The organism is Aeromicrobium sp. JP4, from assembly GCF_054957925.1.
Window position 1 is genome coordinate 1,749,343 of sequence record NZ_CM143290.1, and the last position, 24,576, is coordinate 1,773,918.

General features: G+C 71.4%; 22 protein-coding genes. 8 read left to right on the top strand and 14 right to left on the bottom strand.

Going from position 1 to position 24,576, the window contains the following annotated elements; all coding sequences use genetic code 11:
• The first annotated feature begins 37 nt into the window (after positions 1-37).
• Both ACY1JX_RS08660 and ACY1JX_RS08665 read left to right on the top strand, forming a co-directional pair.
• Positions 38-1,507, top strand: a complete 1,470-nt coding sequence (locus ACY1JX_RS08660) for a flavin-containing monooxygenase (RefSeq protein ID WP_286930325.1) — start codon at positions 38-40, stop codon at positions 1,505-1,507.
• Positions 1,504-2,652 (top strand): zinc-binding dehydrogenase, encoded by a 1,149-nt coding sequence (locus ACY1JX_RS08665; protein WP_181754097.1) that lies wholly within the window; start codon positions 1,504-1,506, stop codon positions 2,650-2,652. The genes ACY1JX_RS08660 and ACY1JX_RS08665 overlap by 4 nt, the downstream gene beginning before the upstream one ends.
• Here the strand turns inward: ACY1JX_RS08665 and ACY1JX_RS08670 are convergent.
• The 9 genes from ACY1JX_RS08670 to ACY1JX_RS08710 all read right to left on the bottom strand — a co-directional run bounded on the left by ACY1JX_RS08670 (position 2,633) and on the right by ACY1JX_RS08710 (position 10,088).
• Positions 2,633-3,016 (bottom strand): hypothetical protein, encoded by a 384-nt coding sequence (locus ACY1JX_RS08670; protein WP_181754095.1) that lies wholly within the window; start codon positions 3,014-3,016, stop codon positions 2,633-2,635. The genes ACY1JX_RS08665 and ACY1JX_RS08670 overlap by 20 nt on opposite strands.
• A 55-nt stretch (positions 3,017-3,071) precedes the next feature.
• Positions 3,072-4,052, bottom strand: coding sequence for a prenyltransferase/squalene oxidase repeat-containing protein (locus tag ACY1JX_RS08675; protein ID WP_181754093.1), 981 nt, complete (start codon positions 4,050-4,052; stop codon positions 3,072-3,074).
• 67 nt (positions 4,053-4,119) lie between these two features.
• Positions 4,120-4,833, bottom strand: coding sequence for a class I SAM-dependent methyltransferase (locus ACY1JX_RS08680; protein ID WP_181754091.1), 714 nt, complete (start codon positions 4,831-4,833; stop codon positions 4,120-4,122).
• Entirely contained in the window at positions 4,820-6,070 is a 1,251-nt protein-coding gene (locus ACY1JX_RS08685; protein WP_462563723.1) for a glycosyltransferase family 4 protein, read from the bottom strand. The genes ACY1JX_RS08680 and ACY1JX_RS08685 overlap by 14 nt, the downstream gene beginning before the upstream one ends.
• 57 nt (positions 6,071-6,127) lie before the next feature.
• A complete protein-coding gene (locus ACY1JX_RS08690) occupies positions 6,128-6,544 on the bottom strand; it encodes an OsmC family protein (protein WP_286930333.1) in 417 nt (138 codons plus the stop codon).
• Positions 6,545-6,595: 51 nt separating this feature from the next.
• Positions 6,596-8,077: an FAD-dependent oxidoreductase gene (locus tag ACY1JX_RS08695; protein WP_286930335.1), complete on the bottom strand. Its 1,482-nt coding sequence runs from the start codon at positions 8,075-8,077 to the stop codon at positions 6,596-6,598.
• Positions 8,074-9,006, bottom strand: a complete 933-nt coding sequence (locus ACY1JX_RS08700; protein ID WP_286930337.1) for an FAD:protein FMN transferase — start codon at positions 9,004-9,006, stop codon at positions 8,074-8,076. The genes ACY1JX_RS08695 and ACY1JX_RS08700 overlap by 4 nt, the downstream gene beginning before the upstream one ends.
• A gap of 4 nt (positions 9,007-9,010) precedes the next feature.
• A complete protein-coding gene (locus ACY1JX_RS08705) occupies positions 9,011-9,490 on the bottom strand; it encodes an FMN-binding protein (protein ID WP_181754077.1) in 480 nt (159 codons plus the stop codon).
• Positions 9,491-9,626: 136 nt separating this feature from the next.
• Positions 9,627-10,088, bottom strand: a complete 462-nt coding sequence (locus ACY1JX_RS08710) for a VOC family protein (RefSeq protein ID WP_286930341.1) — start codon at positions 10,086-10,088, stop codon at positions 9,627-9,629.
• A 63-nt stretch (positions 10,089-10,151) separates the two neighbouring features.
• On the opposite strand from ACY1JX_RS08710, the gene ACY1JX_RS08715 reads away from it, so the two are divergent.
• From ACY1JX_RS08715 to ACY1JX_RS08725, 3 genes are all read left to right on the top strand, one after another.
• The gene (locus ACY1JX_RS08715; protein ID WP_286930343.1) at positions 10,152-10,487 is read left to right on the top strand and encodes a DUF952 domain-containing protein; all 336 of its coding nucleotides are present in this window, start codon (positions 10,152-10,154) and stop codon (positions 10,485-10,487) included.
• A gap of 9 nt (positions 10,488-10,496) precedes the next feature.
• Positions 10,497-11,864, top strand: a complete 1,368-nt coding sequence (locus ACY1JX_RS08720; RefSeq protein WP_286930345.1) for an FAD-dependent oxidoreductase — start codon at positions 10,497-10,499, stop codon at positions 11,862-11,864.
• 298 nt (positions 11,865-12,162) lie between these two features.
• Positions 12,163-12,654, top strand: coding sequence for a SixA phosphatase family protein (locus ACY1JX_RS08725; RefSeq protein ID WP_181754068.1), 492 nt, complete (start codon positions 12,163-12,165; stop codon positions 12,652-12,654).
• On the opposite strand, the gene ACY1JX_RS08730 is transcribed toward ACY1JX_RS08725, so the two are convergent.
• Positions 12,641-13,321 carry a winged helix-turn-helix transcriptional regulator gene (locus ACY1JX_RS08730; protein WP_462563724.1) on the bottom strand — a complete coding sequence of 227 codons (681 nt, stop codon included), beginning with the start codon at positions 13,319-13,321 and terminating at the stop codon, positions 12,641-12,643. The two genes, ACY1JX_RS08725 and ACY1JX_RS08730, sit on opposite strands and share 14 nt — an antisense overlap.
• 144 nt (positions 13,322-13,465) lie before the next feature.
• On the opposite strand from ACY1JX_RS08730, the gene ACY1JX_RS08735 reads away from it, so the two are divergent.
• Positions 13,466-14,311, top strand: a complete 846-nt coding sequence (locus ACY1JX_RS08735) for a class I SAM-dependent methyltransferase (protein WP_181754065.1) — start codon at positions 13,466-13,468, stop codon at positions 14,309-14,311.
• A gap of 80 nt (positions 14,312-14,391) precedes the next feature.
• Here the strand turns inward: ACY1JX_RS08735 and ACY1JX_RS08740 are convergent, their stop codons facing one another.
• The 3 genes from ACY1JX_RS08740 to ACY1JX_RS08750 all read right to left on the bottom strand — a co-directional run bounded on the left by ACY1JX_RS08740 (position 14,392) and on the right by ACY1JX_RS08750 (position 21,160).
• Complete coding sequence (locus tag ACY1JX_RS08740) at positions 14,392-17,727, bottom strand: ExeM/NucH family extracellular endonuclease (RefSeq protein WP_462563725.1); 3,336 nt, start codon at positions 17,725-17,727, stop codon at positions 14,392-14,394.
• A gap of 73 nt (positions 17,728-17,800) precedes the next feature.
• Positions 17,801-20,635, bottom strand: coding sequence for a 5'-nucleotidase C-terminal domain-containing protein (locus tag ACY1JX_RS08745; protein WP_462563726.1), 2,835 nt, complete (start codon positions 20,633-20,635; stop codon positions 17,801-17,803).
• 135 nt (positions 20,636-20,770) lie between these two features.
• Complete coding sequence (locus ACY1JX_RS08750) at positions 20,771-21,160, bottom strand: hypothetical protein (protein ID WP_286930358.1); 390 nt, start codon at positions 21,158-21,160, stop codon at positions 20,771-20,773.
• Positions 21,161-21,266: 106 nt separating this feature from the next.
• Between ACY1JX_RS08750 and ACY1JX_RS08755 the strand changes: the two genes are divergently transcribed.
• Entirely contained in the window at positions 21,267-22,118 is an 852-nt protein-coding gene (locus ACY1JX_RS08755) for a 3-hydroxybutyryl-CoA dehydrogenase (RefSeq protein WP_286931526.1), read from the top strand.
• A gap of 3 nt (positions 22,119-22,121) precedes the next feature.
• On the opposite strand, the gene ACY1JX_RS08760 is transcribed toward ACY1JX_RS08755, so the two are convergent.
• Positions 22,122-22,742 carry a PaaI family thioesterase gene (locus tag ACY1JX_RS08760; protein ID WP_462563727.1) on the bottom strand — a complete coding sequence of 207 codons (621 nt, stop codon included), beginning with the start codon at positions 22,740-22,742 and terminating at the stop codon, positions 22,122-22,124.
• A 182-nt stretch (positions 22,743-22,924) separates the two neighbouring features.
• Here ACY1JX_RS08760 and ACY1JX_RS08765 point away from each other — a divergent pair, with 182 nt between their 5' ends.
• Positions 22,925-24,448 (top strand): AMP-binding protein, encoded by a 1,524-nt coding sequence (locus ACY1JX_RS08765; protein ID WP_462563728.1) that lies wholly within the window; start codon positions 22,925-22,927, stop codon positions 24,446-24,448.
• Positions 24,449-24,576 lie beyond the last annotated feature (128 nt).

Here is a 24,576-nt window from a genome sequence, read left to right on the forward strand (position 1 = left end):
GCTGTCACAATCACGTGACGCACGCCACAATCAGTCCATGACCTTGCAGCGTGACGTCGACGTCCTCATCGTCGGAGCCGGCCTCTCCGGCATCAACATGGCCTACCGGATCCAGCAGGCCTGCCCCGGGCTGACCTACGCGATCGTCGAGCGACGCGACCGGATCGGCGGGACGTGGGACCTGTTCCGCTACCCCGGCGTCCGTTCCGACTCCGACTTCTTCACCCTCGCGTTCCCGTTCCGCCCGTGGCGCGGCAAGGACGCGATCGTCGACGGCGACCAGATCCTGGAGTACCTCGAGGACACGGCCCGCGAGGCCGGCATCGACCGCCACATCGCCTTCGGCCGGCGCGTGGACTCGGCCGACTGGTCGTCGGTGGACTCCCGCTGGAGCGTGGAGGCGAGCGGCCCCGAGGGCCCCGAAACCTGGTCGGCGCGGTTCGTCGTGGCGTGCACGGGCTACTACGACTACGACTCCCCCTACGATCCTGGCTTCGCCGGCGTGGAGGACTTCGACGGCACGCTGGTGCACCCGCAGTTCTGGCCCGAGGACCTCGACCACACCGGGAAGCGGGTCGTCGTGATCGGCAGCGGCGCGACCGCCGTGACGATCGTGCCCGCGATGGCCGAGACCGCCGAGCACGTCACGATGCTGCAGCGCACCCCGAGCTACCTCCTGGCCCAGCCGAAGGGCGACCCGATCGCCGACGTCGTGCGGAGGATCGCGCCCCCCACCGTGGCCCACCACGTGGTGCGCACCAAGAACATGCTGCTGCAGTGGGCGCTCTTCCAGGCGTGCCAGCGTGCGCCGAAGGCCATGCGCTCACTGCTGCTCAAGGGCGTCGCGCACGGCACCGGCTCGGCCGAGATCGCCGAGCAGCACTTCAACCCGCCGTACGACCCGTGGGACCAGCGCCTGTGCGTCACCCCGCAGGGCGACATCTTCGCCGCCATCAAGGCCGGCCGGGCGTCGGTGACCACCGCGCGGATCGACCGCTTCGTCCCCGAGGGCGTCCGGCTCGAGGACGGCACGGTGCTCCCGGCCGACATCGTGGTCACCGCGACGGGCCTGTCCATCAAGATCCTCGGCGGCGCGAAGGTGAGCGTCGACGGTGAGCCGCGCGACCCCTCCGACTCGTTCGCCTACCACGGCACGATGCTCACCGGGCTGCCGAACCTGGCCTTCTGCGTGGGCTACATCAACCTGTCGTGGACGATGCGGTCGGACCTGACGTCCCGCCTCGTCGCCAAGGTGCTGCGGCGCCTCGTCGACTCCGGGGCGAGCTCGGTGGTGCCGGAGTTCACCGGCTCGGGCCCGACGGCGCCACTGATGGACATGCAGTCGGGCTACCTGCAGCGCGGCGCCCACCTGATGCCCCGGGCGACGGACTCCTACCCGTGGTCGTTCCGCCAGAACTTCCTCGTCGACTCCTGGTCGACGAACCGCGCCGACCTCGACGACGGGCTGGTGTGGACCGCCCCCGACCGCGCGGAGGCCCCGGCGTGAAGGCGGTCAGCGTCCACGAGGGCGAGCTGACGGTCGTCGACCTGCCGACCCCCGAGCCCGGACCCGGGCAGGTGCTCGTGGCCGTGACGCGCTCGGGGATCTGCGGCTCCGACCTGCACGCGCGCGTCCATGCCGACGCGAGCGCCGACGTGGCCGTCGAGGTCGACTACGACCGCTTCATGCGGCGCGCGCACCACGTCGTGATGGGTCACGAGTTCACCGGCACGGTGGTCGCCTACGGGCCGAAGTGCCGCAAGCGCTGGCCCGTCGGCACGCCCGTGGTGGCGCTGCCCGTCCTCAAGCGCGACGGGCAGGTCGACATGACCGGACTGTCCGAGCAGGCGCCCGGCGGGTACGCCGAGTACGTCCTCGCGCAGGAGGCGATGACCTTCGAGGTCCCGGCCGGTGCCGACCCCGACCAGGTCGCCATGACCGAGCCGCTCGCGGTGGCCCACCACGCCGTGAACCGCAGCGAGATCCGCAAGCGTGAGGTCGCGCTGGTGATCGGCTGCGGCCCGATCGGCCTGGCGGTGATCCTCATGCTGAAGGCCGCTGGCGTGAGGACCGTCGTCGCGAGCGACTACTCACCGGGCCGCCGCGCCCTCGCGCAGCGCTGCGGCGCCGACGTCGTCGTGGACCCGGCGGTCCAGTCGCCGTGGGAGGCCTACTCCCGCCCGGCGACCCACCTGAGCTCCGCCCCCGACTACTTCGGCCAGGGCATCGACGCGATGCGGATGCTGCGCCGCGTCCGCCTCGTGCCGTGGAAGCGCGTGATGAAGGTGGCCGAGCGCGCGGGCCAGACGCCGCGCGGCCCGGTGGTCTTCGAGTGCGTCGGCGTGCCCGGCGTGATCGAGGACCTCGTCACCCACGCGCCGATCCGCTCGCGCATCATCGTCGTGGGTGTCTGCATGGAGCCCGACACGTTCCGCCCGACGATGGCCGTCAACAAGGAGCTCGATCTGCGGTTCGTGTTCTGCTACCAGCCGCACGAGTTCCACGAGACGCTCGAGATGATCACCGACGGCCGCGTCGACCCCACCCCGCTGCACACCGGCACGGTCGGCCTCGACGGCGTCGCGCAGGCCTTCGACGACCTCGCCGACCCCGAGCGGCACGCGAAGATCCTCATCGATCCGACGAGGTGACCGATTTCCCGTCACGACCGGCCGCGCACCGACGGAGACGGCGCTCGAGTGGCTCGCTGAGGAAGATCCCGACGCTCGTGCAGACCAGCAGCGCATCGGAGAGGAGTTCGGCGCCCAAGATGTCCGCGGTCACGACCATGAGGAGCAACGCCCCCAGGACGGCGCGGAGGCTCCACGCCAAGGCTTCCTCGCCGCGGTTGGGACGGAGCGCGATCGCCAGCAGGACCGCCATCACGGCGATCGCCCAAGCCGTCTGGTCGAGCCACACCAGGAACCCGGCCGTCAGCCCGAGGGACACGAGCAGCGCGGTCAGTCCCCACTCCCGCACGGATGTGCGGGAACTCCCGCCGACCGACTGCTCCACGCATGCAGGATCGCAGCGCGAGTGACCCTGTGTCAGGCCTATCCGAGGACTGGGCTCAGCGGCCCATGAAGCCGGCGGCGGGGGTGGCGCCGGTGAGGGCGTCGTGGGCGAGCAGGGCGGTGCCGGCGGTCCAGGTGGACTGCTCGACGGGCCAGCGCTTGCCGTCGTTGTAGACCAGGCCGGTCCACCAGGCGCCGTCGGGATCGCGCAGGTGCTGGATGTCGTCGTAGAGCGACGTGGCCGCGTCGAGGCGGCCGGCGCGCACGAGGGCCAGGACCAGCTCGAGCGTCTCGCCGCCGGTGACCCACGGGTTCACGGTGACACAGCGCGTGCCGAACTCGGGCACGACGAACTCGTCCCAGCGCTCGTCGATCCGGGCCGCCGCGGCCGCGCCGTCGAGGACGCCCGTCATCACCGGGTAGTACCAGTCCATCGAGAAGCGCGGCTTGGGCGTGAACAGCTCGGGCCGGTGGGTGAGGGCGTCGGCGATGCCGTCGGCGGCATGCTCCCAGTGCGGGCGCGGGTGGCCCCAGCGCTCGGCGAGCCGGGCGGCGCACCGCAGGCTGAACACGATGCTGGCGTTGCCGGTGACGAGGCACTCGCCGGCGACCTTGCCGTCGATGCCGCGCGCCCAGGCCACCGGACCGTTCCCGACCTGGAGCTCGAGCACCACGTCGACCGCGCGCTCGAGCATCTCGAAGAAGCCACGACCATCGACGCCCAGCAGCTCGAGGTGCCACAGTCCGGTGGCCACGTACGCGCAGTAGTTCGCGTCGGTCTCGGGCTCCTCGACGCCGTCGTCGTCGGCGCCGGGCCAGTACTTGCGGCCCCAGGAGCCGTCAGGTCGCTGCGCGTGCCGAAGCCAGTCGTAGCCCGCGACGGCCTCGTCGACGAGGCCCGCCGTGGCCAGCCCCATCGCGGCCTGCACGTGGTCCCACGGGTCGAGGTGACCGCCCTCGAACCACGGGATCGCACCGCTGGTGAGCTGGACGGACGCGATCCACTTCCCGGTCTGCTCGGCCTCGGTGGGCGTCACCGCGCCACCACGACGCCGAGTGGCGCATTCCGGGTCGCGAGTGGGGCGCGCGCTGCGGCGGCGTGCATCAGAACGGCTTCTGGAAGTACAGCGCGACGCTCTTGCCGAGCACCGGGTTGAGGGCCTTCTCGGCCCACCGCGTGGTGCGCGGGGCTTTCATCATGTCCCACACCAGCAGCTGGTGGTAGCCGCGCACGAGGGGGTGCTGGTCGCGCTCGACGCCGACCGCGCACTTGATCCACCAGTACGGCGCGTGCAGGGCGTGCGCGTGGTGCTGGTGCGTGAACGTCAGCCCCGTCGCCTCGACCTTGCCGCGCAGCTCGTCGGCCTTGTAGATCCGGATGTGGCCACCCTCGTTGGCGTGGTACTCGTCCGAGAGCGCCCAGCAGACCGCCTCGGGCATCCAGCGCGGCACGGTGACGGCGAGGATGCCGCCGGGCGCAAGGATGCGCTCAAGCTCGCTGATGGCCTGCACGTCCTCGGGCACGTGCTCGAGGATCTCCGAGGCCAGGACGACGTCGAACGAGCCGTCCTCGTAGGGCATGTCCAGGATCGTGCCGACCTTGATCTCGCCGCTGCCGCCGGGTGGGACCTCGCCCTCGAGCGCCATCGCGCCGAACATGTCCTCGACGCCCTTCAGCTCGACCTCGTCCATGTCGAAGGCGGTGACGTGCGCGCCGCGGCGCAGCGCCTCGTAGGAGTGACGGCCGGCGCCCGCGCCCACGTCGATGAATCGCGTGCCGCGACCCACCCGGAGTCGGTCGAAGTCAACGGTCAGCATGGGGGTTCCTTCCGTCCCGGGACTGGCGAGCACGGTGATCGCCGATCACCTTCTCATAGGCCTGTGTGGTGGCTCGGGCCACCGCGAGCCAGCTGAAGCGCTCGATCGCCCGGCGGCGGGCGACCGAGGAGAGTCGCTCGCGCTCGGCGGGGTCGTCCAGCAGCCGGCCGATCTGCGTCACGAGCTGCTCGACGTCGCCCGGCTCGACGAGCACGCCCGCGTCGCCGACCACCTCGGGCAGGGCGCCGGCGGCACTGGCCACGAGCGGCGTGCCGCACGACATGGCCTCGACCGCGGGCAGGCTGAAGCCCTCGTAGAGCGAGGGCACGACCATGACCTGCGCCGAGGAGATCAGCGCGGCCAGCTCCTCGTCGGAGATGCCGCTGTGCACCGTGACGGTGCCGGCGAGGTCGCCGCGGTGGATGCGGTGGTGGGCGGTGCCCTCCGGATCGAGGTTGGACACCAGCTGCACGTCGATGTCGCGATCGGTGCTGAGCTTCGCGGCCGCGTCGAGGAAGTGCGAGAGGCCCTTCAGCGGGGAGTCGGCGCTGGCGACCACGACGAGCCGCCCGGGCACCCGCTCGTCCGACGGGCTGAACAGGTCGGTGTCGACGCCGAGCGGCACGACGGTCATCTGCTCGGGCCGCAGCCGGAAGTCGGCCACGGTGTCGCCGGCGGAGGCCGACGAGACGCCCAGGATCGTGCGGATCCGGCGCGCCACGAACGCCTGCATCCGCACGAACGCGTACCAGCGGCGCGTCGTGATCTGCTTGCGCAGCGGGGCGGCGGCGATGTCGAGCGCGCGGTCGCGGCTGATCGGGTGGTGGATCGTGGCCAGGAACGGCTGACGCCGGTTGATCGAGAGCAGCCCGAAGCCGAGCGACTGGTTGTCGTGCACGACGTCGAAGCCCGACAGGTCGAGGCGGCGCGCGCGGAGGCTGAAGGTGAGCGGCTCGGGGAACGCCGCCGTGAGCATCTGCAGGTACTCGAGGACGTCGATCCAGTCGCGGAACTCGCGCAGCCTCGGCGTCCGGAAAGGGTCGTCGTCACGGTAGAGGTCGAGGCTCGGCACCTTCTCCAGGCGCACGGACTGGTGCAGGTCCTCCGGGTACGGCTGGCCCGAGAAGATCGTCACCTCGTGCCCGAGGTCGGCCAGTCCGGCGCTGAGGTTGCGCACGTAGACGCCCTGCCCACCGCTGTGCTGCTTGCTGCGGTACGACAACAGTGCAATCCGCACGCGGCCTCCTCGGGTACTCGTGGGTAACCCATTGTGCCGGGTCGGACGGCGGTCGGCTCAGGGGGCGCTGATCTGCACGCTGCGCAGCTCCACCTCGCGCGCCGCGCGGAGCGTGGCGTGGACCTCCGCGAGGAGGTCCGTCTCGCGCACCAGGTCCGCCACCAGACCCGCATTCGCCCGGGACCGCACGTGCACCTCGTAGGTGAGGTCGCGGGCGGGCTCGCCGCGGCCGCCGTACTCGGACTCGACCACCACCTCGACCGTCCCGATCTCGATGCCACGCCGCCCGGCCTCGCGGTGGAGGTCGTTGAGGAAGCACGTCGCGAGCGCCGCGGCGAGCAGCTCGCCGCCGTTCACGGCCGAGCCCGGACCGCCGTCGCGAGCCGGCAGGTCGAGTGTCGTGGTCCGTCCGTCGGTCGCGACGGTCACCTCGTGACGACCCGGCTCGTGGTGCACGGTCGCGGTGATCCTCACCCTTCGATCGTGCGCCCGCCGCGGGTCACCTGACAACCCCGGCGGCCGGGGTCAGTACCCCAGGAAGTGATCGCGCTTGATCCGCCGCACCTTGCCCCGCAGGCTCCGCGAGACGGCGTCGACGAAGTCCGGTCGGCCGGACACCAGCGCCGTGCGCGCGGACAGGTCGGGGACGAGCTCGGCGATGGCGTCCCCGTCGACCTGCTCCACCGGCAGCCGCACGACCCGGGCGCCCGAGGCCTCGAGCTCGGCGACGTAGGGCTGGTCCTCACGCTCCCCCAGGACGACGACCACGTCGCGGCTGGGGTGGGCGGCGAGCTGGCTCAGGAACGGCGTGACGCCGATGCCCGCACCGACCAGGAGGACCGGACCGGACGCCGGCCACACGAAGTCGCCGTGGACCGCGGTCACGCGCATCCGGTCGCCGGGGGTCGCGGCGGCCAGCGCGCGCTTGAACGAGGAGCCGGGCTCGGGATGCCGCGTCGCGACCACGACCTCGGATCCGGGGGCGGACACCACGCTGAACATGCGGCGCCGGCCTCGGGTGTCGACGCGTCCGTGCGGCACGTCGAGCTCGACGTACTGGCCCGGCCGGAACCGCAGCGGGCGATCGGCCGCGAAGACGTACTCCACGACGTCGTCCCCGAGGCGCCGGCGCTCACGCAGGGTCAGGGTCCGCGAGCCCTGCCGCAGTGCGAAGGCCACGAGTCCGGTGACGACGAGCGTCAGCTCGTACGTGCTGGTGAAGGGCTCGGTCGTCCACGGCTCGCCGAAGATCCGCGAGGTGAGCAGGGGCCACGTGAAGAGGAAGCCGGCGAGGGCGGCGACGCCGAGCTGCTGCCGCCGACGCGGCGGCAGGGTGAGCGGCTCGCTGAGCATGAAGCCGCCGAAGAACACGATGGGCGTCGAGTAGAGCGTGAACCGGACGGCCTCCTCGAGGCCGGCGCCGACGCCGACCTGCCACCAGATCGTGACGGCCACGGCGACCACGGCGAAGACGGCACCGAGCGCGAGCCGGCGGGTTCGGTACAGCACCACGACCGCACCCACCAGGACGAACCAGAACAGCGACTCGCTGGCCACCCACCAGCCCGTGAACGGGATCGGCCAGTCCGTGAACCAGCCGAGCAGGACCGACAGCACCACGCCGGCGGCGGCCGGGTTCACGAGGTGACGCCCCCGCCAGGCGATGAGGTACTTCGACACCTGCGCCAGCGCGGCGACGAGCGCGAGCCAGGCGAGCTGCTCGGCGTGGGTGGAGGGCCAGTACAGGAACCACAGGATCAGCGCGGTGACGACCGACGACTCGAGATGGGGCTGGGCGCCGACGAGCCGTCCGACGACGAGGTTCACCACCACCGACGTCGCCACCATCACCGCCAGGGTGAGCAGCAGCGCGTCGACCGGGAAGATGTCGGAGTCGAGCACGCCGAGGGCCGACTGCACCACGGCGACGACGGCCAGCGCGAGCAGCACGACGGTGACGAGCCGGTACATCGTGAACCGGCCCAGCTGGCGATCCAGGAACGTCATGCGAACACCTCTCCGGGCAGCCCGTGGGCCACCAGTCGCCGGTCACGGTCGAGGGCCGCCCACCAGTGCCCGGTGCCGGACAGGTCGGAGGCGAAGAAGGCGGCGGTGGCCAGCCCGTCGGCCCACGCCGCGTCGGGCCCGCCGGCCCAGGCCGCCACCACGTCGCGGGTCGGCGTTCCGGACCGGGCGTCGAGCACGTGGTGCAGGTCGTCGGACCAGCGCCTCCGGTTGCTGGCCGATCCGCAGATCGAGTCGCCGTCCGGCACCTCCACGACGGCGATCGCGAGCTCGGCGTCGTCGGGGTCCTCCAGCGCCACGCGCAGCACCCCTCCCGACCGGTTCACCAGGTCGCCGCTGGCGTCAACGACGCACGGCTGGTCGATCATCCCAGCGATCTCGCCGGCGATCCAGCCCTTGCCGACGGCGCCGATGTCGAGGACGACCGGGCCGGGTACGCGCAGCACCGTGCCGACGAGCTCGCAGTCGGCCCACGAGGGCACGCGCACCGGGTCGCCGGAGGGAGTCAGGGTGTAGCCGGCGCCGTAGCCGAGCTGCTCCAGCGCCCCGCCGACGAGCTCGCAGTCGGCCCACGAGGGCACGCGCACCGGGTCGCCGGAGGGAGTCAGGGTGTAGCCGGCGCCGTAGCCGAGCTGCTCCAGCGCCCCGCCGACGAGCGGGCTGACGGCACCTGAGGTCAGCGCGAACAGGCGGTCGTAGACGGCCAGGATGGCCGGGGCGTCGGGGCCGAGGTCGACCTCGCGTTCGGTGCGCAGGGCGTTGGCGGCCGAACCGACGCGGAACCGCGACCACGTCCGATCGAACGAGTCGATGCGGGCCGTGATCGCGGTTCGCAGTCCGGGGGCGATCGGGTCGGGGGTCCCGATCGACCACGCGGTTCCGATGGCGTCGAAACGCCAGTCGGAGTTCATGGGGTCAGGCCTGAGCCTGGCCGATGATCTGGTCGATGGCGTCGTTGAAGCCGCCGCTGGTCAGCGACGATCCGGACACCTTGTCGACGTCCAGATCGGTGATCTTGCGGCCCTCGACCTGGGCGTCGATGCCGCTCTCGAACTTGCCCTGGAACTGCTCGGAGTTGCCGCCCTCGGCGTTGCCGTCGGCGTCGAGCTCGGTGATCGTGCCGTCGGCGGCGAGGGTGACCTCGACGTCGATCGACTGGGTCTGGCCGTCAGGGGTCGTGTAGGAGCCCGTGGCCTCGTACTCGCCCGGCGTGAAGGCGGCGGCGCCGGCCGGGGCCGACGCGGCGGGCTCGGATGCGGACGGCGTGGTGGCCGAGGGAGTCTTGCTGCTCGAGGACGCGTCGTCCTCGGCGGCGTCGCTGCCACAGGCGGCGAGGGTCAGCAGGGCGGTGGAGGCGGCGAGGGCGGCGTACGTGCGTCGCTTCGTCGGGTTCATGGGGCTCCTGGGTCGGTACACGAAATGGTTTCTCGTTCAACCGTCGTGCGTCCAACGTAGGCGAACCCGTCGCGGATCACTACCTCCGGGGGGCTCCCGTGGACGACCCACAGGGACTTCTCAGGTGGGCACCGGCCTAGTCGAGGCAGAACTCGTTGCCCTCGGGGTCGCGCATGACGAGGAAGCCCGCCTCCATCGGCGGCTCGGGCTCGAACCGCCGCACGCGCTCGGCCCCCCGGGCCACGAGCCGCTCGGCGGCGGCCTCCAGCGCCGCCATCCGCTCGTCGCCCTGCAGGCCCGGTGCGGCGCGGACGTCGAGGTGGACCCGGTTCTTGGCGGTCTTGCCCTCGGGCACCTGCTGGAAGAACACGCGGGGCCGCGAGCCGTCAGGGTCCTCGATGGCCGCCCGGGCACGGCGCTGGTCCTCGGGCACGCCGACCCGCTCGAGGAAGTCGTCCCACGCGGCCCAGGGATCGTCGCCGGGCTCGAGCTGGGCGTCGGGCGGACCCGGCACCTCGTAGCCGAGTGCGTCGGCCCAGAACTCGGCCAGGAGACGGGTGTCGCGGGCGTCGAAGGTGATCTGCACGTCGAGGCTCATGAGGGGCTCCGTTCCGGTGGTCCTGCTCCCATCCTGTCCCCGCCGGGCGACAGAATCGACCCCGTGACGCTCTTCCATCTCGTTCCCGCCGCGCACTGGCTCCCGGCCGAGGGCCGCCGGGTGTACGAGCCCGCCTCGCTGGCCTCCGAGGGGTTCGTGCACCTGTCCACCGGCGACCAGGTCGCCGGCACCGCCGCACGGTCCTTCCCCGGCGTCCCCGACCTGCTGCTGCTCGAGGTCGAGATCCCGCAGGACGACCCGCGCCTGCGGTGGGAACCGAGCGCCGGCCCCCGCGGCGTGGAGGAGTTCCCGCACTATCACGGCGCGCTGCCGCTGGCCTACGTCACGGGCTGGTCCAGATGGCGGTCGGGTGCGGAACCGTTGGGCCCGGAGTCTTAGGCTTGCCTCATGACTGTGGACAGGAAGGTGCGCGTCGCCGTCGTCGGCGCCGGCCCCGCTGGCGTGTACGCGGCCGACATCCTCACCAAGACCGAGGGCCTCGACGTGACCGTCGACATCCTCGACCGCGACCCGACCCCGTTCGGCCTGATTCGCTACGGCGTGGCACCCGACCACCCGCGGATCAAGGAGATCATCAAGGCGCTCAAGCGCGTGATGGCGAACGAGGACATCCGGTTCTTCGGCAACGTGAACTTCGGCACCGACATCAAGCTCGAGGACCTCAAGGGGTTCTACGACGCCGTCGTGTTCGCCACCGGCGCGCGCCGCGACCGTGAGCTCTCGATCCCGGGTGTCGACCTCGACGGCTCCTACGGTGCCGCCGACTTCGTCTACTGGTACGACGGCCACCCCGACGCCCCGCGCGACTGGGACTTCCAGCCGCACGCCAAGCAGGTCGCCGTCCTCGGCGTCGGCAACGTCGGCCTCGACGTCGCGCGCATCCTGGCCAAGACGGCCGACGAGCTGCTCGTCACCGAGATCCCCGACAACGTCTACGAGGGCCTCAAGAACAACGCCACCACCGACGTGCACGTGTTCGCGCGTCGCGGCCCGGCCCAGGTGAAGTTCACGCCGATGGAGCTGCGCGAGCTGAGCCACTCCCCCACGATCGACGTCGTCGTGCACCCCGAGGGCTACGAGTTCGACCACGGCTCGATGGAGGCGCTCGCCGCCGCGAAGAGCCAGAAGCTCGTCGTGAAGGTGCTGGGCGACTACCTGGCTAAGGAGCCGTCGGGCGCGCCCCACCGGATCCACATCCACTTCTGCCAGAACCCGGTCGAGATCCTCGGCGAGGACGGCCGCGTCGTCGGCCTGCGCACCGAGATCACCGAGCTCGACGGCACCGGCAACGTGCGCGGCACCGGCGAGTTCAAGGACTGGCCCGTCCAGGCCGTGTACCGCGCGATCGGCTACTACTCCGACAACCTGCCGGGCCTGCCGTTCGACTCGAACGGCGGCGTCCTGCCGAACGACGGCGGCCACGTGCTCGACATCGACGGCTCGCCGATCGAGGGCGTCTACGCCACCGGCTGGATCAAGCGCGGCCCCGTCGGCCTGATCGGCCACACGAAGTCCGACGCCGCCCAGACGGTCAAGATGCTCGTCGAGGACCTGCCGCAGCTGCCCGCGCCGGAGTTCGCCGACCGCGAGGCCTTCGACCGCCACCTCGACAGCCGCGGCGTGGAGTACACGACGTGGGAGGGCTGGGAGAAGCTCGACGCCCACGAGATGTCCCTCGGCGAGGGCGACACCCACCCGCGCGAGCGCAAGAAGGTCGTCCCGCGCGACGAGATGGTCGGCATCGCGCGCGGTTGAGGTTCGACGTCGAGATCACGTGGTCTCGATACGCCGCTCGCTGCGCTCGCGAGCTACTCGACCACCGGCTCGGCCCGGTGATCGAGTAGCACCGCGAGGAACGAGCGGGCGTATCGAGATCAGGATGACCGGGCTCGGTGATCGAGTGCCGCGGCGAGCGCCAGCGAGCTCGCGGTCTATCGAGATCAGGATGACCGGGCTCGGTGATCGAGTGCCGCGGCGAGCGCCAGCGAGCTCGCGTGGGGGCACCTCCCGCTTGCGGGGGAGTATCGAGATCACACGCTCCTAGACTCGGACCATGAGCCGACTGCTGCTGATGCGCCACGGCAAGGCCGCGTTCCCCGACGGGGTCGAGGACTTCGAGCGACCCCTGGCCGACCGCGGGCGGCGCGAGGCGGCGCTGGCGGGCGAGTGGATCCGTGAGCACGTGGGCACGGTCGACGTCGTGCTGTGCTCCACCTCCACCCGCACCCGCGAGACCCTCGCCGCCACCGGCCTCGAGGCTCCCGCGCGCTTCCTCGACGAGATCTACGAGGGCTGGACCGGGAGCCTGCTGGAGGCGATCCAGTCCGTCGACGACGCCGCGTCCACCGTGCTGCTGGTGGGCCACGCCCCCGGCACCCCGGGCCTGGCCGCGCGGCTCGCGGGCGAGGACTCCGACCCGGATGCCCTGCACACCGTGCGTGCCGGCTTCCCCACCTCGGCCATCGCCGTCCTCGACGTCGCAGGTCCCTGGGCCGCGCTCGAGGTCGGCACCGCCACGCTGACCGACGTCGTCATCCCGCGCTGACGGCGGCCTGCGCGGCCAGGGCCTCTGCCAGCATCGACCGGCCGAACCAGTCGGGCACGACGGCGCGGGTGTCACGGGGCGCCTCGATCTCGACCTGCCGCGCCCGCATCGCCTGCTCCCACGAGACGTCGCCGCGCCACACGTGCGTCAGCGTGCGCAGCGGCGCCCGCACCGTGGCCGAGACCTCGTAGCCCGGGTCGTAGTCGCAGGCGTCCACGACACCGCCCGACACGACGAGCCACCACCGGCGCGCCCGCTCCAGGTCGGTGAACTCCACCGCCACGCACGTGCGCCCGGGCGGCCAGGCGGCACTCGGCACCGTGCGGCGGACGTCCCACATCAGCAGGTGCGGGTCGAGGTCCTCGTCGCCGAAGTCCTCGATCCACCGCAGGCCCCACACGCCCAGGCTCATCACGGCGGTGTGCAGGTCGCGGCCGCACTCGGTCAGCCGGTAGCCGGACGCGTCGTGCTCGATGATCCCGTGGCGCTCGAGCGCCTGGAGCCGCTTGGACAGCAGTGCCGGGGACATCCGTGGCACCCCACGCCGCAGTTCGTTGAAGCGCGTGCTGCCCAGCAGGAGCTCGCGCACGATCAGGATCGTCCAGCGCTCGTCGAGGATCTCCATCGCCTTCGCGAGTGGGCAGAACTGGCCGTAGGAGGTCGCCATGGGTCTTCCCCTTCGTCCCGACCATCGTGCGCCTCGCCGGCCTCCCGGCGCCACCACCCGATCGGACGGTACAGAAACGGAACTGGTATCACCGCGGGCCCCGGGCGGACTCTGGGTGGAGGAACACCACACGAAGGAAGATCCATGGGAATCACCGACACCACCGCCACCGACGCGGTGCAGCAGGACACCGAGCTGAAGAACAAGCACCGCCGCATGTGGGGGCTGGGCGACTACCCCCGGGTCGCACGCGAGATCGTCTCGCCGCTGGGCGCCGTCCTCGTGGACGCGCTGGAGGTGAACCCCGGCGAGCGGGTCCTCGACGTCGCCGCCGGCACCGGGAGCGCCGCGGTCCGTGCGGCACAGCGGGGCGCGACCGTGGTTGCCTCCGACCTCACTCCCGGCCTGCTCGAGGCAGGCCGGACCGAGCACCCCGACGTGGACCTCACGTGGGACGTGGCGGACGCCGAGGCACTGCCCTACGAGGGCGACGCCTTCGACGTCGTCATGTCGTGCATCGGCGTGATGTTCGCGCCGCACCACCAGCAGGCCGCCGACGAACTGGTGCGCACGTGCCGCCCGGGCGGCCGGATCGGCATCGTCTCGTGGACGCCTGAGGGCACGATCGGCCAGCTCTTCGCCACGATGAAGCAGTACGTGCCGCCGCCCCCGCCCGGCGCCTCACCGCCGCCGCTGTGGGGGAACGAGGAGCACGTGCGGGCGCTGCTCGGCGACCGGGTCGGCGACGTGCGGGTACGCCGGCTGACCCTGCCGGTCACGCACTTCGAGGGCGGGGAGCAGTTCCGCGACTACTTCGCGGCCCACTACGGCCCGACGATCGCGGCCTTCGCCGCCCACGCCGACGACCCGGAGCGCACCGCCGACCTCGAGCGCGACCTGGCCGCTCTGGGCGAGCGTGAGGGCTCCCGCTCGGAGGAGGGCTTCACGATGCAGTGGGAGTACCTGCTCGTCACGGCCGAGGTGCGCTGAGCTCGGACGGCGCACCCGGACAGAGGACGGCCCCAGGATCTCCCTCCGATCCTGGGGCCGCCCGGCCTGTCCCCCTTGCCTCAGCGCACCCGCAGCACGAACGCGCGGCTCGCCGGCGAGGTCAGCGACGTGCCGCTGAACCGCGCCGTCAGGCGCACCGAGGACTTCTGGCGCGGCAGGGTCACGGTGACCTTGCCGCCCTTGACGTTGCCCGCCGCGAGCAGCTTCGAGCCCCGGTAGATCCGGACCTTCCCGGAGCTCTCGACGAAGCCCGGCGTACGGACCACGACGCGCACCTTGGCGCGCGTCCGCTCCGTGACCTTGCCGTTCAGCACCTTCGCCGACACGGTGGCCCTCGCCTTCGCGATCGCCACGTCGACCGAGGTGCGGCTCGGCTCGTGAGCACGGTCACCGGCGTAGAAGACGGTCACCGCCGTGGTGCCCGGCCGCAGGGCCGTGCCCGGCACGTTGATCGTCGCCTTGCCGCTGCGCATGATCGCCGAGGCGATGATCCGACCTCCGGCCGTGGCGTAGACCAGGCCGCCGGCGTCGGGCGCGCCCGTCACCGCGATCGCGGTGGGCCTGCCGTAGGTGCCGCGTGCCGCCGTGGCGGTGATCGCCGAGTCGGCACGGACGTCGACCGTGACGGTGCCGGCCGAGTCGGCGTAGCGACCCTCGCCCGCGAAGGCGACGTCGAGCACGTGACGACCCGCCCGCAGCGAGCCCGCCGGCACCGTGACCGTGGCCCTGCCATCGGCGACCGCGGCCGTGCCGAGCACCTCGTCGCCCAGCGACACGGTGGCCGTGCCACGGGGCGAGCCCGTGCCCGAGGCGACCGTGACCGCGACGTCGAACGCCTCGTCGGCCCACACGACGGACGGCACCTTCGCCGTGGTCGTCGTGGCGACCTCGGCGGCTGCGCCGGGGTCAAAGCCGACGATCACGGGGTCGTGGTCGCTGGCCCGGAACGGCGTGGACGCGTCGAACAGGTTCGTCACGTTGTTGTTGAACCGGCTGTACTCGCGGCCGATCGACTCGGGCGCGTTGATGGTCCACACGTCGGCGCCGGTGACCCGCGCGAACGCGGCCGAGGAGGCGAACACGTGGTCGAGCGAGCCGTGCATGCCCTCGAACTGGTAGGTCTCCTCGTCGGTGAGGCGCTGGTCGACGTTCACGAAGCCGGCGTCCTCGATGATCGCCAGCGGGTCCTCCTTGGCGTAGGAGTTGAAGTCGCCGAGCAGGAACACCCGGTCGGTGTCGGTCTGGTCCTCCAGCGAGGACACGAAGTCGACGAGCGCCTCGGCCTGACCGACGCGAGCGCGGTTCGACGCACCCTGGCCGTCGCCCTGGTCGGCGTTCACGCCGTCGCCCGAGCCCTTCGACTTGAAGTGGTTGACGATCGCCAGGAAGTCCTGGCCGGCGTCGCCGTCGACCGGGCGGAACTCCTGCGCCAGCGGGGCGCGGGCGTTGGCGAACGCGGGCGAGTCGAGGATGACCGACGGCCCGACCGGCTCGACCACGTCGCGCTGGTAGATGAACGCGGTGCGGATGACGTCACGACCGGAGGTCGGGATCGTCGACGGCGACAGGACCGCCGCCCAGCGCTGCGAGCCGGCGTCGGCGTTGAGCGCCGCGACGAGCGTCGTGAGGGCCTCGTCGCGATCGGCGCCGCCGAGCGATCCGGTGTCCTCGATCTCCTCCAGCGACAGCACGTCGGCGTCGAGCGTGTTGATCGCCCGGACGATCTTCGCCTGCTGGCGGGCGAGGCTCACGTCGTTGGCGGCACCGCGCGGACCGTTGTTCGTGCAGGTGTTCACGGTGATGCGGTTGCCGTCGCGGTCGGTGTAGAAGGTGCAGGTGCCGCGGCTCGAGGACACCCAGTCCTCACCGGTGGTGGTGAAGTAGTTCAGGACGTTGAACGAGGCCAGCTTGACCGCTCCGCCGACGTCCTTCGGTGCCGTCTCGCGCGTGCTCTGCGGCGCGATCGTGGCGGACTCGCCACCGGCCGCGAAGGGCTGCGTCGGCTGGAGCTTCCACGTGCTGTTGCGCCAGTCCATGACCAGCGGCTCGTCGATCGTGACCGACGCGCCCGTGCGGACCTCGTTGGTCGGCGTCAGCCACGGACCCGGGATCGCGCGGTTGGCGCCCGAGGTGAAGTTGATGCTCTTGCCGTCGTCGAGCGTGATCATGCGGGCCGCGTTCCGCGCCACCAAGGCGTCGTAGGCGGACGTGCGCGGACGGACCTCGTTGGTCGGCTGCGGCAGCACGGTGTCACCCGAGGCCAGGCCGATCTCGCCGAAGGTGTTCGTGCCGTAGTTGTTCGTGAGCGTGAACGTGCCCGCCGTGGCGTCGACGAGCATGCCCTCGAGGGCCTCACGCTGCGCCTCGGTCATGGGGAAGGTGACGGGGGTCGGCGTGACGGTGCCGGCGGTGGTGGCGTCCTGCCACGTCGCCGCGGTGATCTGGGTCAGGCCGTTGAACTCCGACACGGCGCCGGTGACGTCGATCGTGTCGCCGAGGTCGACCGACTGCGCGAACGCGGTGGACGAGCCGAAGACGAACAGGCCGTGCGACGCGGGACCGGGCGTGCCGCCGGTGCCGGGCGTCTGGAGGTACGCGCCGTTGAAGCCGCCTGACGCGTAGAGCGCCGTGACGACGCCGGTGGTGGTGACCGTCTGGCCGACGCGCGGGCTGGCCGCACCCGTGCCCTGGATCTGCGCGATCGTGACCGTCTCGGAGGGCTCGGGCTCCTCGGGCTCGGCGTCTCCGGGGCCGTCGCAGGTGGCGCCGCACGCCACGGGGGTGGGCGCCGCGGTGGTGAAGTCGGTGGAGTTCACGTCGGTGTCCGCGCCGGCTGCGCGCGTCACCGAGGCGGTCACCGTGTAGCCGTCGGCCTTCGGCGTGCCCTCAAAGGTGTTCGAGAGGCCGTAGCCGATGAGGTCGACCAGGGACGCGTTGGCACGGACGGTGGCCAGGTCGCCGGTGAGCGCGGTCTCGGACGAGACGAGCGCGATCGTGCCGCCGTTCGTGTTGCCCGAGAAGCCGGTCGTGCTGGCCACGTCGGGGGTGGGCAGCGCCGCGCCGTTGGCGGCGTTTGAGTTGCCGCTCACGAGCAGGGTGCCGCCGGGCTCGAGGTGGCGGTCGCCGAGGGGGATCACGGCGGAGAAGTTCGCGGTGCCGTTGTACGCGCGGTACTGCACCGACCAGCCGTTGACGCTGATGTCCTCGTCCGTCGGGTTGTGGAGCTCGACGAACTTGTTGAGGTAGGTGGCCCCCGCGGAGCCGCCGTTCAGGTAGACCTCGTTGATCACGAGGCCGGAGCCGTCGGGAGCGGCGGTGGCCGCCGGCGGCACCGCCACGGCCGCACCGGCCGCCACGGCGAGCGCGGTCAGACCGCGAAGGACAGGACGAGACATCGGGATTCCCCTCGAATGGTGCTGATGGAGTGAGCCGGGGCGGCCCGCGTGCGGACCGCCCCGGCTCAGGTCACTACTTGACGAACGTCTTCGCGGACGTCGTGGAGCCGTTCGCGACGGAACTGCCCTTGTAGAACACCCGCAGCGTCGCCTTGCCGCGCGGGAGCTTGGCCAGCTTCACGCGGGCCACGCCGTCCTTGACCGTGGCCTTGCCCACGACCTTGGTGCCGCGCTTGACCACGACCGTGCCGGTGGGCGTGAAGCCCTTGGCCGAGACGCGGGCCTTCAGGACCGCGCCCTTGGACTTGATCTTCGAGGCGACCACGGCGCGCACCGAGGTGTCGGCCTTGGTGACCTTCACGGTCGCCGTGGCGTCGGCCGGCTCGTACGAGGCGCTGCCGTTGAAGAACAGGCCGTAGGTGTACGAGCCCGGCTTGAGCGCCGTGCCGCCGAAGCGGAACGTGCCCTTGCCGTCGGACAGGAAGGCCGTGCCGACCTGCATGCCCAGCTGGTTCGCGACGTAGACGATGCCGCTGGTGCCGGGGGCGGCCGTCAGCGTGATGGTCGCGCCCGTGCCGTACGGCGTGGTCGAGCCCTGCGCGGTGAACGGCGTCTCGCCCTTGATGACCTCGACCGAGACGGTGGTCTCGGAGCCGGCCACCGTGCCGGAGCCCTGGTAGGCCACGGTCAGCGTGCGCTGGCCGAGCCGCAGGTCGGAGGCCTGGACCTCGACCGTCCCGGAGCCGTCGGTCACGGTGCCGGTGCCGACCTCGGTGGCCCCGTCGCGGACGACGACCGTGCCGTCGAGGTCGCCCGCCGCCGCGGTGACGTCGACCGAGACGTCGAACGCCTCACCCTTCGTGACCTGGGCGGGAGCCGTGGCGGTGGTGGTGGAGGCGGCCTTCTCGACCGACAGCGGGATGGTGGCCACGGTGCCGCTCGGCGACGCCTCGGCGCGGATCGTGCCGCCCTCGATCGCGCCGGCGGGCACGGTGAAGGAGAACTGGCCGGAGGCGCCGTTGGTGACCGGCTGCGAGCCGAGGTCGAGCGTCTGGCCGTCGCCGTACTCCAGGGTGGCCTCGACCGACGTGTTCGCCGGGCTGCCCAGCGAGGTCAGGTTCAGCTTCGGCAGCGAGAACGTCGCCGTCTCGCCGACCTCGTAGGAGCTCGCGAGGCCCGACACGGCCACCGAGCGGCGGCCGAAGTCGGGGGTCACCGGGGACTTGGCGCCCAGGTACTCGATCCAGCCCTCGTAGTCGACGACACCGGTGTCGACGTAGGTGCCCTCGGCGAAGGCGCGGAAGTTGTCGCCGCCGGTGGCCAGGAACGACGGGACGATGACCTTGTAGGACTTCGCCGGGTCGAGCAGCTGGTCGTCGATCCAGACGCTGGTGATGCGGTCGCCCTCGGCGCGGGTCGCGTCGTACGTGTAGCGGACGTTGTCGGACACGCCCAGCTGCAGGTACGGGCGGCTCGGCACCGTGTTGTCGGGGTTGCGCTGCCACTGCTGCTCGAAGACCTTCTTCAGCGACTCGCCCGTGAGGGTGACCGTGAAGAGGTTGTTGGTGAACGGCAGCACGGCGTTGGCCTCGGCGAACGTCACCGAGCCGTCGGTGTTGTTCGGGCCGCCGGTGGTGGTGTTACCGGCGAAGAACAGCTCGTCGCGCAGGCCGCCGGGGTTGTTGATCGACAGGTCGGCCGGTGCGTTCGTCGCCTTGGACTGGGCGAGCATCGCGTCGGGCACGAGGTTGCCGATCGTGGACTCGCTCGCACGGTCGTCGCGACCGGTCTTGGGTGCGGCCGGGTTCGACGGCGTGTAGACGCCGCCGACGTAGCTGCCGCCGGTGTAGGCGGTGGTGATGTCGGCCGTGATGTCGGCGACCTTCTCGTTGCCGATCGTGGCGGCGTACGCGAGGGCGTTGTCGACGATGGTCTTGACCGCGGCGACGCGGGGCAGCTGCTCGTTCGCGGTGGCGACGCGCGGGACGTTCGCGACCGTGTGCGAGGCGACGTCGCCGGTGTCGGGATCGACCGACAGCGTGACCTTGCCGATGTTCTCGCCGTAGCTGCCCGTCTGGATGATCGGGCGGGTCTTGGCGGCCTGGCCGGGGATCGGGGCGTCCCACGCGTAGGCCTTGTGCGTGTGGCCGGTGAAGATCGCGTCCACCGAGGCGTCGGTGTTGTTCACGATGTCGGCGAAGGCGCCGCCGTGGGCGACCTCCTCGGCCAGGCTCGAGCCGTCGGGGGTGCCGGCGCCGGCGCCCTCGTGGAACGCCGCGACGATGACGTCGGGCCGGTCGACCTCCGGCAGCGCCTCCAGGCGGTCGACCTCGGTGTTGACGGCCTCGACCGGGTCGGTGAACGTCAGGGTCGAGATGCCCGAGGGCGTCACGAGCGACGGGGTCTCGTCGGTGACCGCACCGATGACGGCGACCTCGAGGCCGCCGACGGTGAAGGTGGCCGACGCGGGCAGTGCCGCGGCGCCGGTGGCCCGGAGCTTCACGTTCGCACCGAGGTACGGGAAGTCGGCCCGGTCGGTGACGCGGCCCACGAGGTCGTCGAAGCCGCGGTCGAACTCGTGGTTGCCCACGGACGAGACGTCGAGGTCGAGCGCGTTGAGGACGTCGATCGTCGGCTCGTCCTGCTGCGTCGAGGAGGCGAACGGCGAGGCGCCGATGCTGTCACCGACGGAGAGGAAGAGCGTGTTCGCCTCTCCCGCCGTCTGTCGGATCTGCTCCACCGTCGTCGCGAACTTCGTGGTGTTCGAGTCGATGCGGCCGTGGAAGTCGTTGATGTCGACGAGGGTGATGTCGACGGGGTCGGCCGCGGTGGCCGACGGGGCCACGACGATCGGTGCGCTCAGCAGCGCTCCGATCGCAACAGCCGAGAGGGAACGTCGGGACTTCAAGGTCTGTGTCCTTTGTCGCAGGGGAACCGGTTTGGCACACCGTAACCCTGAGAATCAGCCAAGAGACCGGACGGACCATGACATTTTGGTTAAGACGCGGCAAAAGGTCGGGGGCGCCTCGTGGGCGCCGCGGCGTCAGAGGGAGATGACCGCCCGGAGCCGGCACGGGCCCTCGGGCGCGGCGACGATCGGGTCCATCGTGAACGGCACGCTGGCGCCCGCCCGCACCCGGTCGAGCTCCACGACGCGCGCCGGTCCGGTCTGCTGCCCGATGAACGCCGTGACGCTGTAGTCGCGGGCCTGCTTGCCGGTGTTCTCGAGCGTGCCCTGCACCTTCCAGACGCCCTTGGCGTTCCGGCGGCAGACGTACGAGGTGATCGCCAGCGGATCGACCGTGCCCGAGGCCTCGGTGGCGACCTTCCCGGGGGTGGTGGAGGCCGAGCTCGCCGACGGGGTCGGGGCATCATCGCTCCCGCCGCAGCCGGCCAGGGCGAGGACGAGCACCACCGGGAGCCACGCACGCATGGGGCCATCCCATCACGCCTCCTCGAAGCGCTTGCGGAGGCTCACCCGGCGACCGTTACGATCGAAGGTGAGGAATCCATCATCTTTACCGGGAGGTCGCGTGACCATCGAACGCATCGGAGTCGTCGGAGGTGGCCTCATGGGCTCCGGCATCGCAGAGGTGAACGCGCGCGCCGGCATCTCGGTCGTCGTCGTCGAGGTCACCGAGGAGGCCGCAGCCGCCGCGCACGGCCGGATCGAGACCTCGCTGCAGCGTGCCGTCGACCGCGGCAAGCTCACCGAGCAGGACCGCGACGTGACCCTCGAGGCGATCAAGGTCACGACCGACCTCGACGATCTCGCCGACCGCCAGCTGGTGGTCGAGGCGGCGAGCGAGAAGGAGTCGATCAAGCTCGACCTCTTCACCCGCATCGGGAAGATCCTGCAGGACCCCGACGCGATCCTGGCCTCCAACACGTCGTCGATCCCGATCGTGAAGCTGGGCGCCGCGTCCGGCCGCGCCGACCGCGTCATGGGCGTGCACTTCTTCAACCCGGCGCCCGTCATGAAGCTCGTCGAGCTCATCCCGTCGCTGACGACCTCGGACAAAACGCTCGACCGGATGCGCTCCTACGTCTCGGAGACGCTCGGCAAGCAGCCCATCGACGCGACCGACCGCGCGGGCTTCATCGTCAACTCGCTCCTGGTGCCGTACCTGCTGTCGGCGATCCGGATGTACGAGGCCGGGTACGCCTCGGCGAAGGACATCGACAACGGCATGGTGCTGGGCTGTGGCCACCCGATGGGGCCGCTCGCGCTGAGCGACCTCATCGGGCTGGACACGATCAAGGCGATCGGCGAGTCGATGTACGAGGAGTTCAAGGAGCCCCTCTACTCGCCGCCGCCGCTGCTCGACCGCATGGTCGACGCGGGCCTGATGGGCAAGAAGTCGGGGCAGGGCTTCTACCCCTACCCCTGACCCTCAGTCGGTGGTGCGCTTGCCGAGCCCTTGGTCGGGCAGCAGGTGCAGGAAGAGGCCCTCGGCCTCGGCGCACACGACGTCGCCGTGGCGGATCTCGCCGCGGATGAACCACTTGCGGCCCTCGACCCGGTCGATCCACGCGATCGTCTCGAGCTCGGTGTCGATCGGGGTGAGGGCGCGGTAGTCGGTGTGGAGGTAGGCGGTGCGGGTGATGCCGCCCGCCGCGAGCGACGCGATGATCCCGAGCACCTCGTCGAACAGCAGGCTGACGGCTCCGCCGTGCACGGCCATCCCGCCGCCCATGAACCAACGGCCGAAGCGCACGGTCCCCTCGACGCGGTCGGTGGTGCGTGAGGTGACGTCCAGCTCGGGCAGCATCGCGTGGCCGCGCACGGGCAGCTCGGCGACGCGACCGTTCACCTGGTGCTGCTCGTCGGTGACCGACGGCTCGAGGCGCTCGCGCCACCGCGCGAGGTCGGCGGAGAGGCCGTCGATCGCCTCGCGGTCCATCGGCATCGCGGCCAGCGCGTCCTGCACCGCGTGCAGGTTCCGCACCAGCTCGCCGTAGGCGCGGACGTCGTCCGCGGCGAAGTCACCCTTGAACATCTCTTCCCAGCTCACCGGGCCGAGGCTACCCAGCGCGCCGGGTGACGCCCTCCACCGCTCCCCCCGGCTCCGCTCGTCGGGAGGCGCCGACCGCTGGTCGCTCGTACCCGGACTCGGGGTGCACGGCACCACCGGGAGTCGACACAATGGCAGCGTGACGTGACCCACACGCACCTTTCGACCCCGCCGGAGGCCCCATGATCGTCCCGCTCACCCTGCGCGACTTCCTCGACCGCGCCCGCACCGTCTACCCCGACCGCGTCGCCGTGGTCGACGAGCCGAACCAGGTGGCGGACTCGTGGGGCGAGGTGACCTACGCCCAGCTGTACGCGAGGGCGCGCAGCCAGGCCGCGACGCTCGACGAGCTCGGCGTGCCGCAGGGCGCGCGGGTCGCGATGGTCTCGCACAACGCGGCGCGACTGCTGGCCTCGTTCTACGGCGTGGCCAACTGGGGCCGCGTCTTCGTGCCGGTGAACTTCCGGCTGGCGCCGGCCGAGGTCCAGTACATCGTGGAGCACTGCGGCGCCGAGGTGGTCATGCTCGATCCCGAGCTGGAGCACCTCGCGGAGTCCTGCACGTCGGCCAAGCACGTGTTCGTCCTGGGCCGCGACGACGACAAGATCTGGGCGTCGAAGGCCGAGCCGGCCGAGTGGGAGCCCGACGAGAACGCCACCGCCACGATCAACTACACCTCGGGCACGACCGCCCGGCCCAAGGGCGTGCAGCAGACGCACCGCGCCCGCTGGGTCAACGCCACCACCTTCGGCTGGCACGCCACGCTCACCGACCGCGACGTCTACCTGCACACGCTGCCGATGTTCCACTGCGACGGCTGGGGGCTGCTCTACTCGGCCACGGGCGTCGGCGCGAAGCAGGTCGTGATCCGCCAGATCGACGGCACCGAGATCCTGAGGCGCATCGAGGAGCACGGCGTCACGGTGCTGGCGTGCGCTCCTGCCGTACTCAATGCGACGCTCGACGCGCTCGAGGACTGGACGGGCGACACGGGCCGCGACCGGGTGCGCTGCATCGTCGCCGGGGCTCCCCCGCCGACCCGCACCATCCAGCGGGTCCGCGAGGAGCTCGGCTGGGAGTTCATCCAGATCTACGGCCTCACCGAGACCTCGCCGCTGCTCACGATGAGCCGCATGCGCGAGGAGTGGGACGACCTCGAGGGCGAGGAGCAGGCGCGCCTGCTGGCCCGGGCCGGCGCCCCCACGATCGGCACGCGCGTGATGATCGACGACCAGGGCGAGATCCTCGTGCGCAGCAACACCGTGCTCGAGTCGTACTGGGAGAACCCGGAGGCCACCGAGGACGCGCTGGCCGGCGGCTGGTTCCACACCGGCGACGGCGGCGTCTACGAGGACGGCTACGTCACGATCGCCGACCGCAAGAAGGACGTCATCGTCTCCGGCGGCGAGAACGTGTCGTCGATCGAGGTCGAGGACGTGCTGGCCTCGCACCCGGCCGTGCGCGAGGTCGCGGTGATCGGCATCCCCGACGACAGGTGGGGCGAGCTCGTCCTGGCCCTCGTCGTGGTCGACGGCGACGTCACCGAGGACGACCTGCGCGCTCACGCGCGCGAGCGCCTCGCGGGCTACAAGGTGCCGAAGCGCGTCGAGTTCCGCGAGGAGCTGGCCCGCACCGCCACCGGCAAGCTGCAGAAGTTCAAGCTCCGCGAGGCCTACTGGGAGGGCCGCGACCGCCAGGTCAACTGATCTCGATACGCGGGCTCGTTCCTCGCCCCGCTACTCGATCACCGGTCCACCGGCGACGGAACTGCGTGCGTGATCTCGATACGCGGGCTCGTTCCTCGCCCCGCTACTCGATCACCGGGTCGGTGATC

Excerpts from the sequence above, each read along its gene's own strand:
- ACY1JX_RS08680 (WP_181754091.1), bottom strand. The coding sequence starts at position 4,833 with ATGCTGACCGTTGACTTCGACCGACTCCGGGTGGGTCGCGGCACGCGA.
- ACY1JX_RS08705 (WP_181754077.1), bottom strand. The coding sequence starts at position 9,490 with ATGAACCCGACGAAGCGACGCACGTACGCCGCCCTCGCCGCCTCCACC.
- ACY1JX_RS08765 (WP_462563728.1), top strand. The coding sequence starts at position 22,925 with ATGATCGTCCCGCTCACCCTGCGCGACTTCCTCGACCGCGCCCGCACC.
- ACY1JX_RS08700 (WP_286930337.1), bottom strand. The coding sequence starts at position 9,006 with ATGAACTCCGACTGGCGTTTCGACGCCATCGGAACCGCGTGGTCGATC.
- ACY1JX_RS08750 (WP_286930358.1), bottom strand. The coding sequence starts at position 21,160 with ATGCGTGCGTGGCTCCCGGTGGTGCTCGTCCTCGCCCTGGCCGGCTGC.
- ACY1JX_RS08695 (WP_286930335.1), bottom strand. The coding sequence starts at position 8,077 with ATGACGTTCCTGGATCGCCAGCTGGGCCGGTTCACGATGTACCGGCTC.
- ACY1JX_RS08735 (WP_181754065.1), top strand. The coding sequence starts at position 13,466 with ATGGGAATCACCGACACCACCGCCACCGACGCGGTGCAGCAGGACACC.
- ACY1JX_RS08720 (WP_286930345.1), top strand. The coding sequence starts at position 10,497 with ATGACTGTGGACAGGAAGGTGCGCGTCGCCGTCGTCGGCGCCGGCCCC.
- ACY1JX_RS08725 (WP_181754068.1), top strand. The coding sequence starts at position 12,163 with ATGAGCCGACTGCTGCTGATGCGCCACGGCAAGGCCGCGTTCCCCGAC.
- ACY1JX_RS08710 (WP_286930341.1), bottom strand. The coding sequence starts at position 10,088 with ATGAGCCTCGACGTGCAGATCACCTTCGACGCCCGCGACACCCGTCTC.
- ACY1JX_RS08740 (WP_462563725.1), bottom strand. The coding sequence starts at position 17,727 with ATGTCTCGTCCTGTCCTTCGCGGTCTGACCGCGCTCGCCGTGGCGGCC.
- ACY1JX_RS08660 (WP_286930325.1), top strand. The coding sequence starts at position 38 with ATGACCTTGCAGCGTGACGTCGACGTCCTCATCGTCGGAGCCGGCCTC.
- ACY1JX_RS08730 (WP_462563724.1), bottom strand. The coding sequence starts at position 13,321 with ATGGCGACCTCCTACGGCCAGTTCTGCCCACTCGCGAAGGCGATGGAG.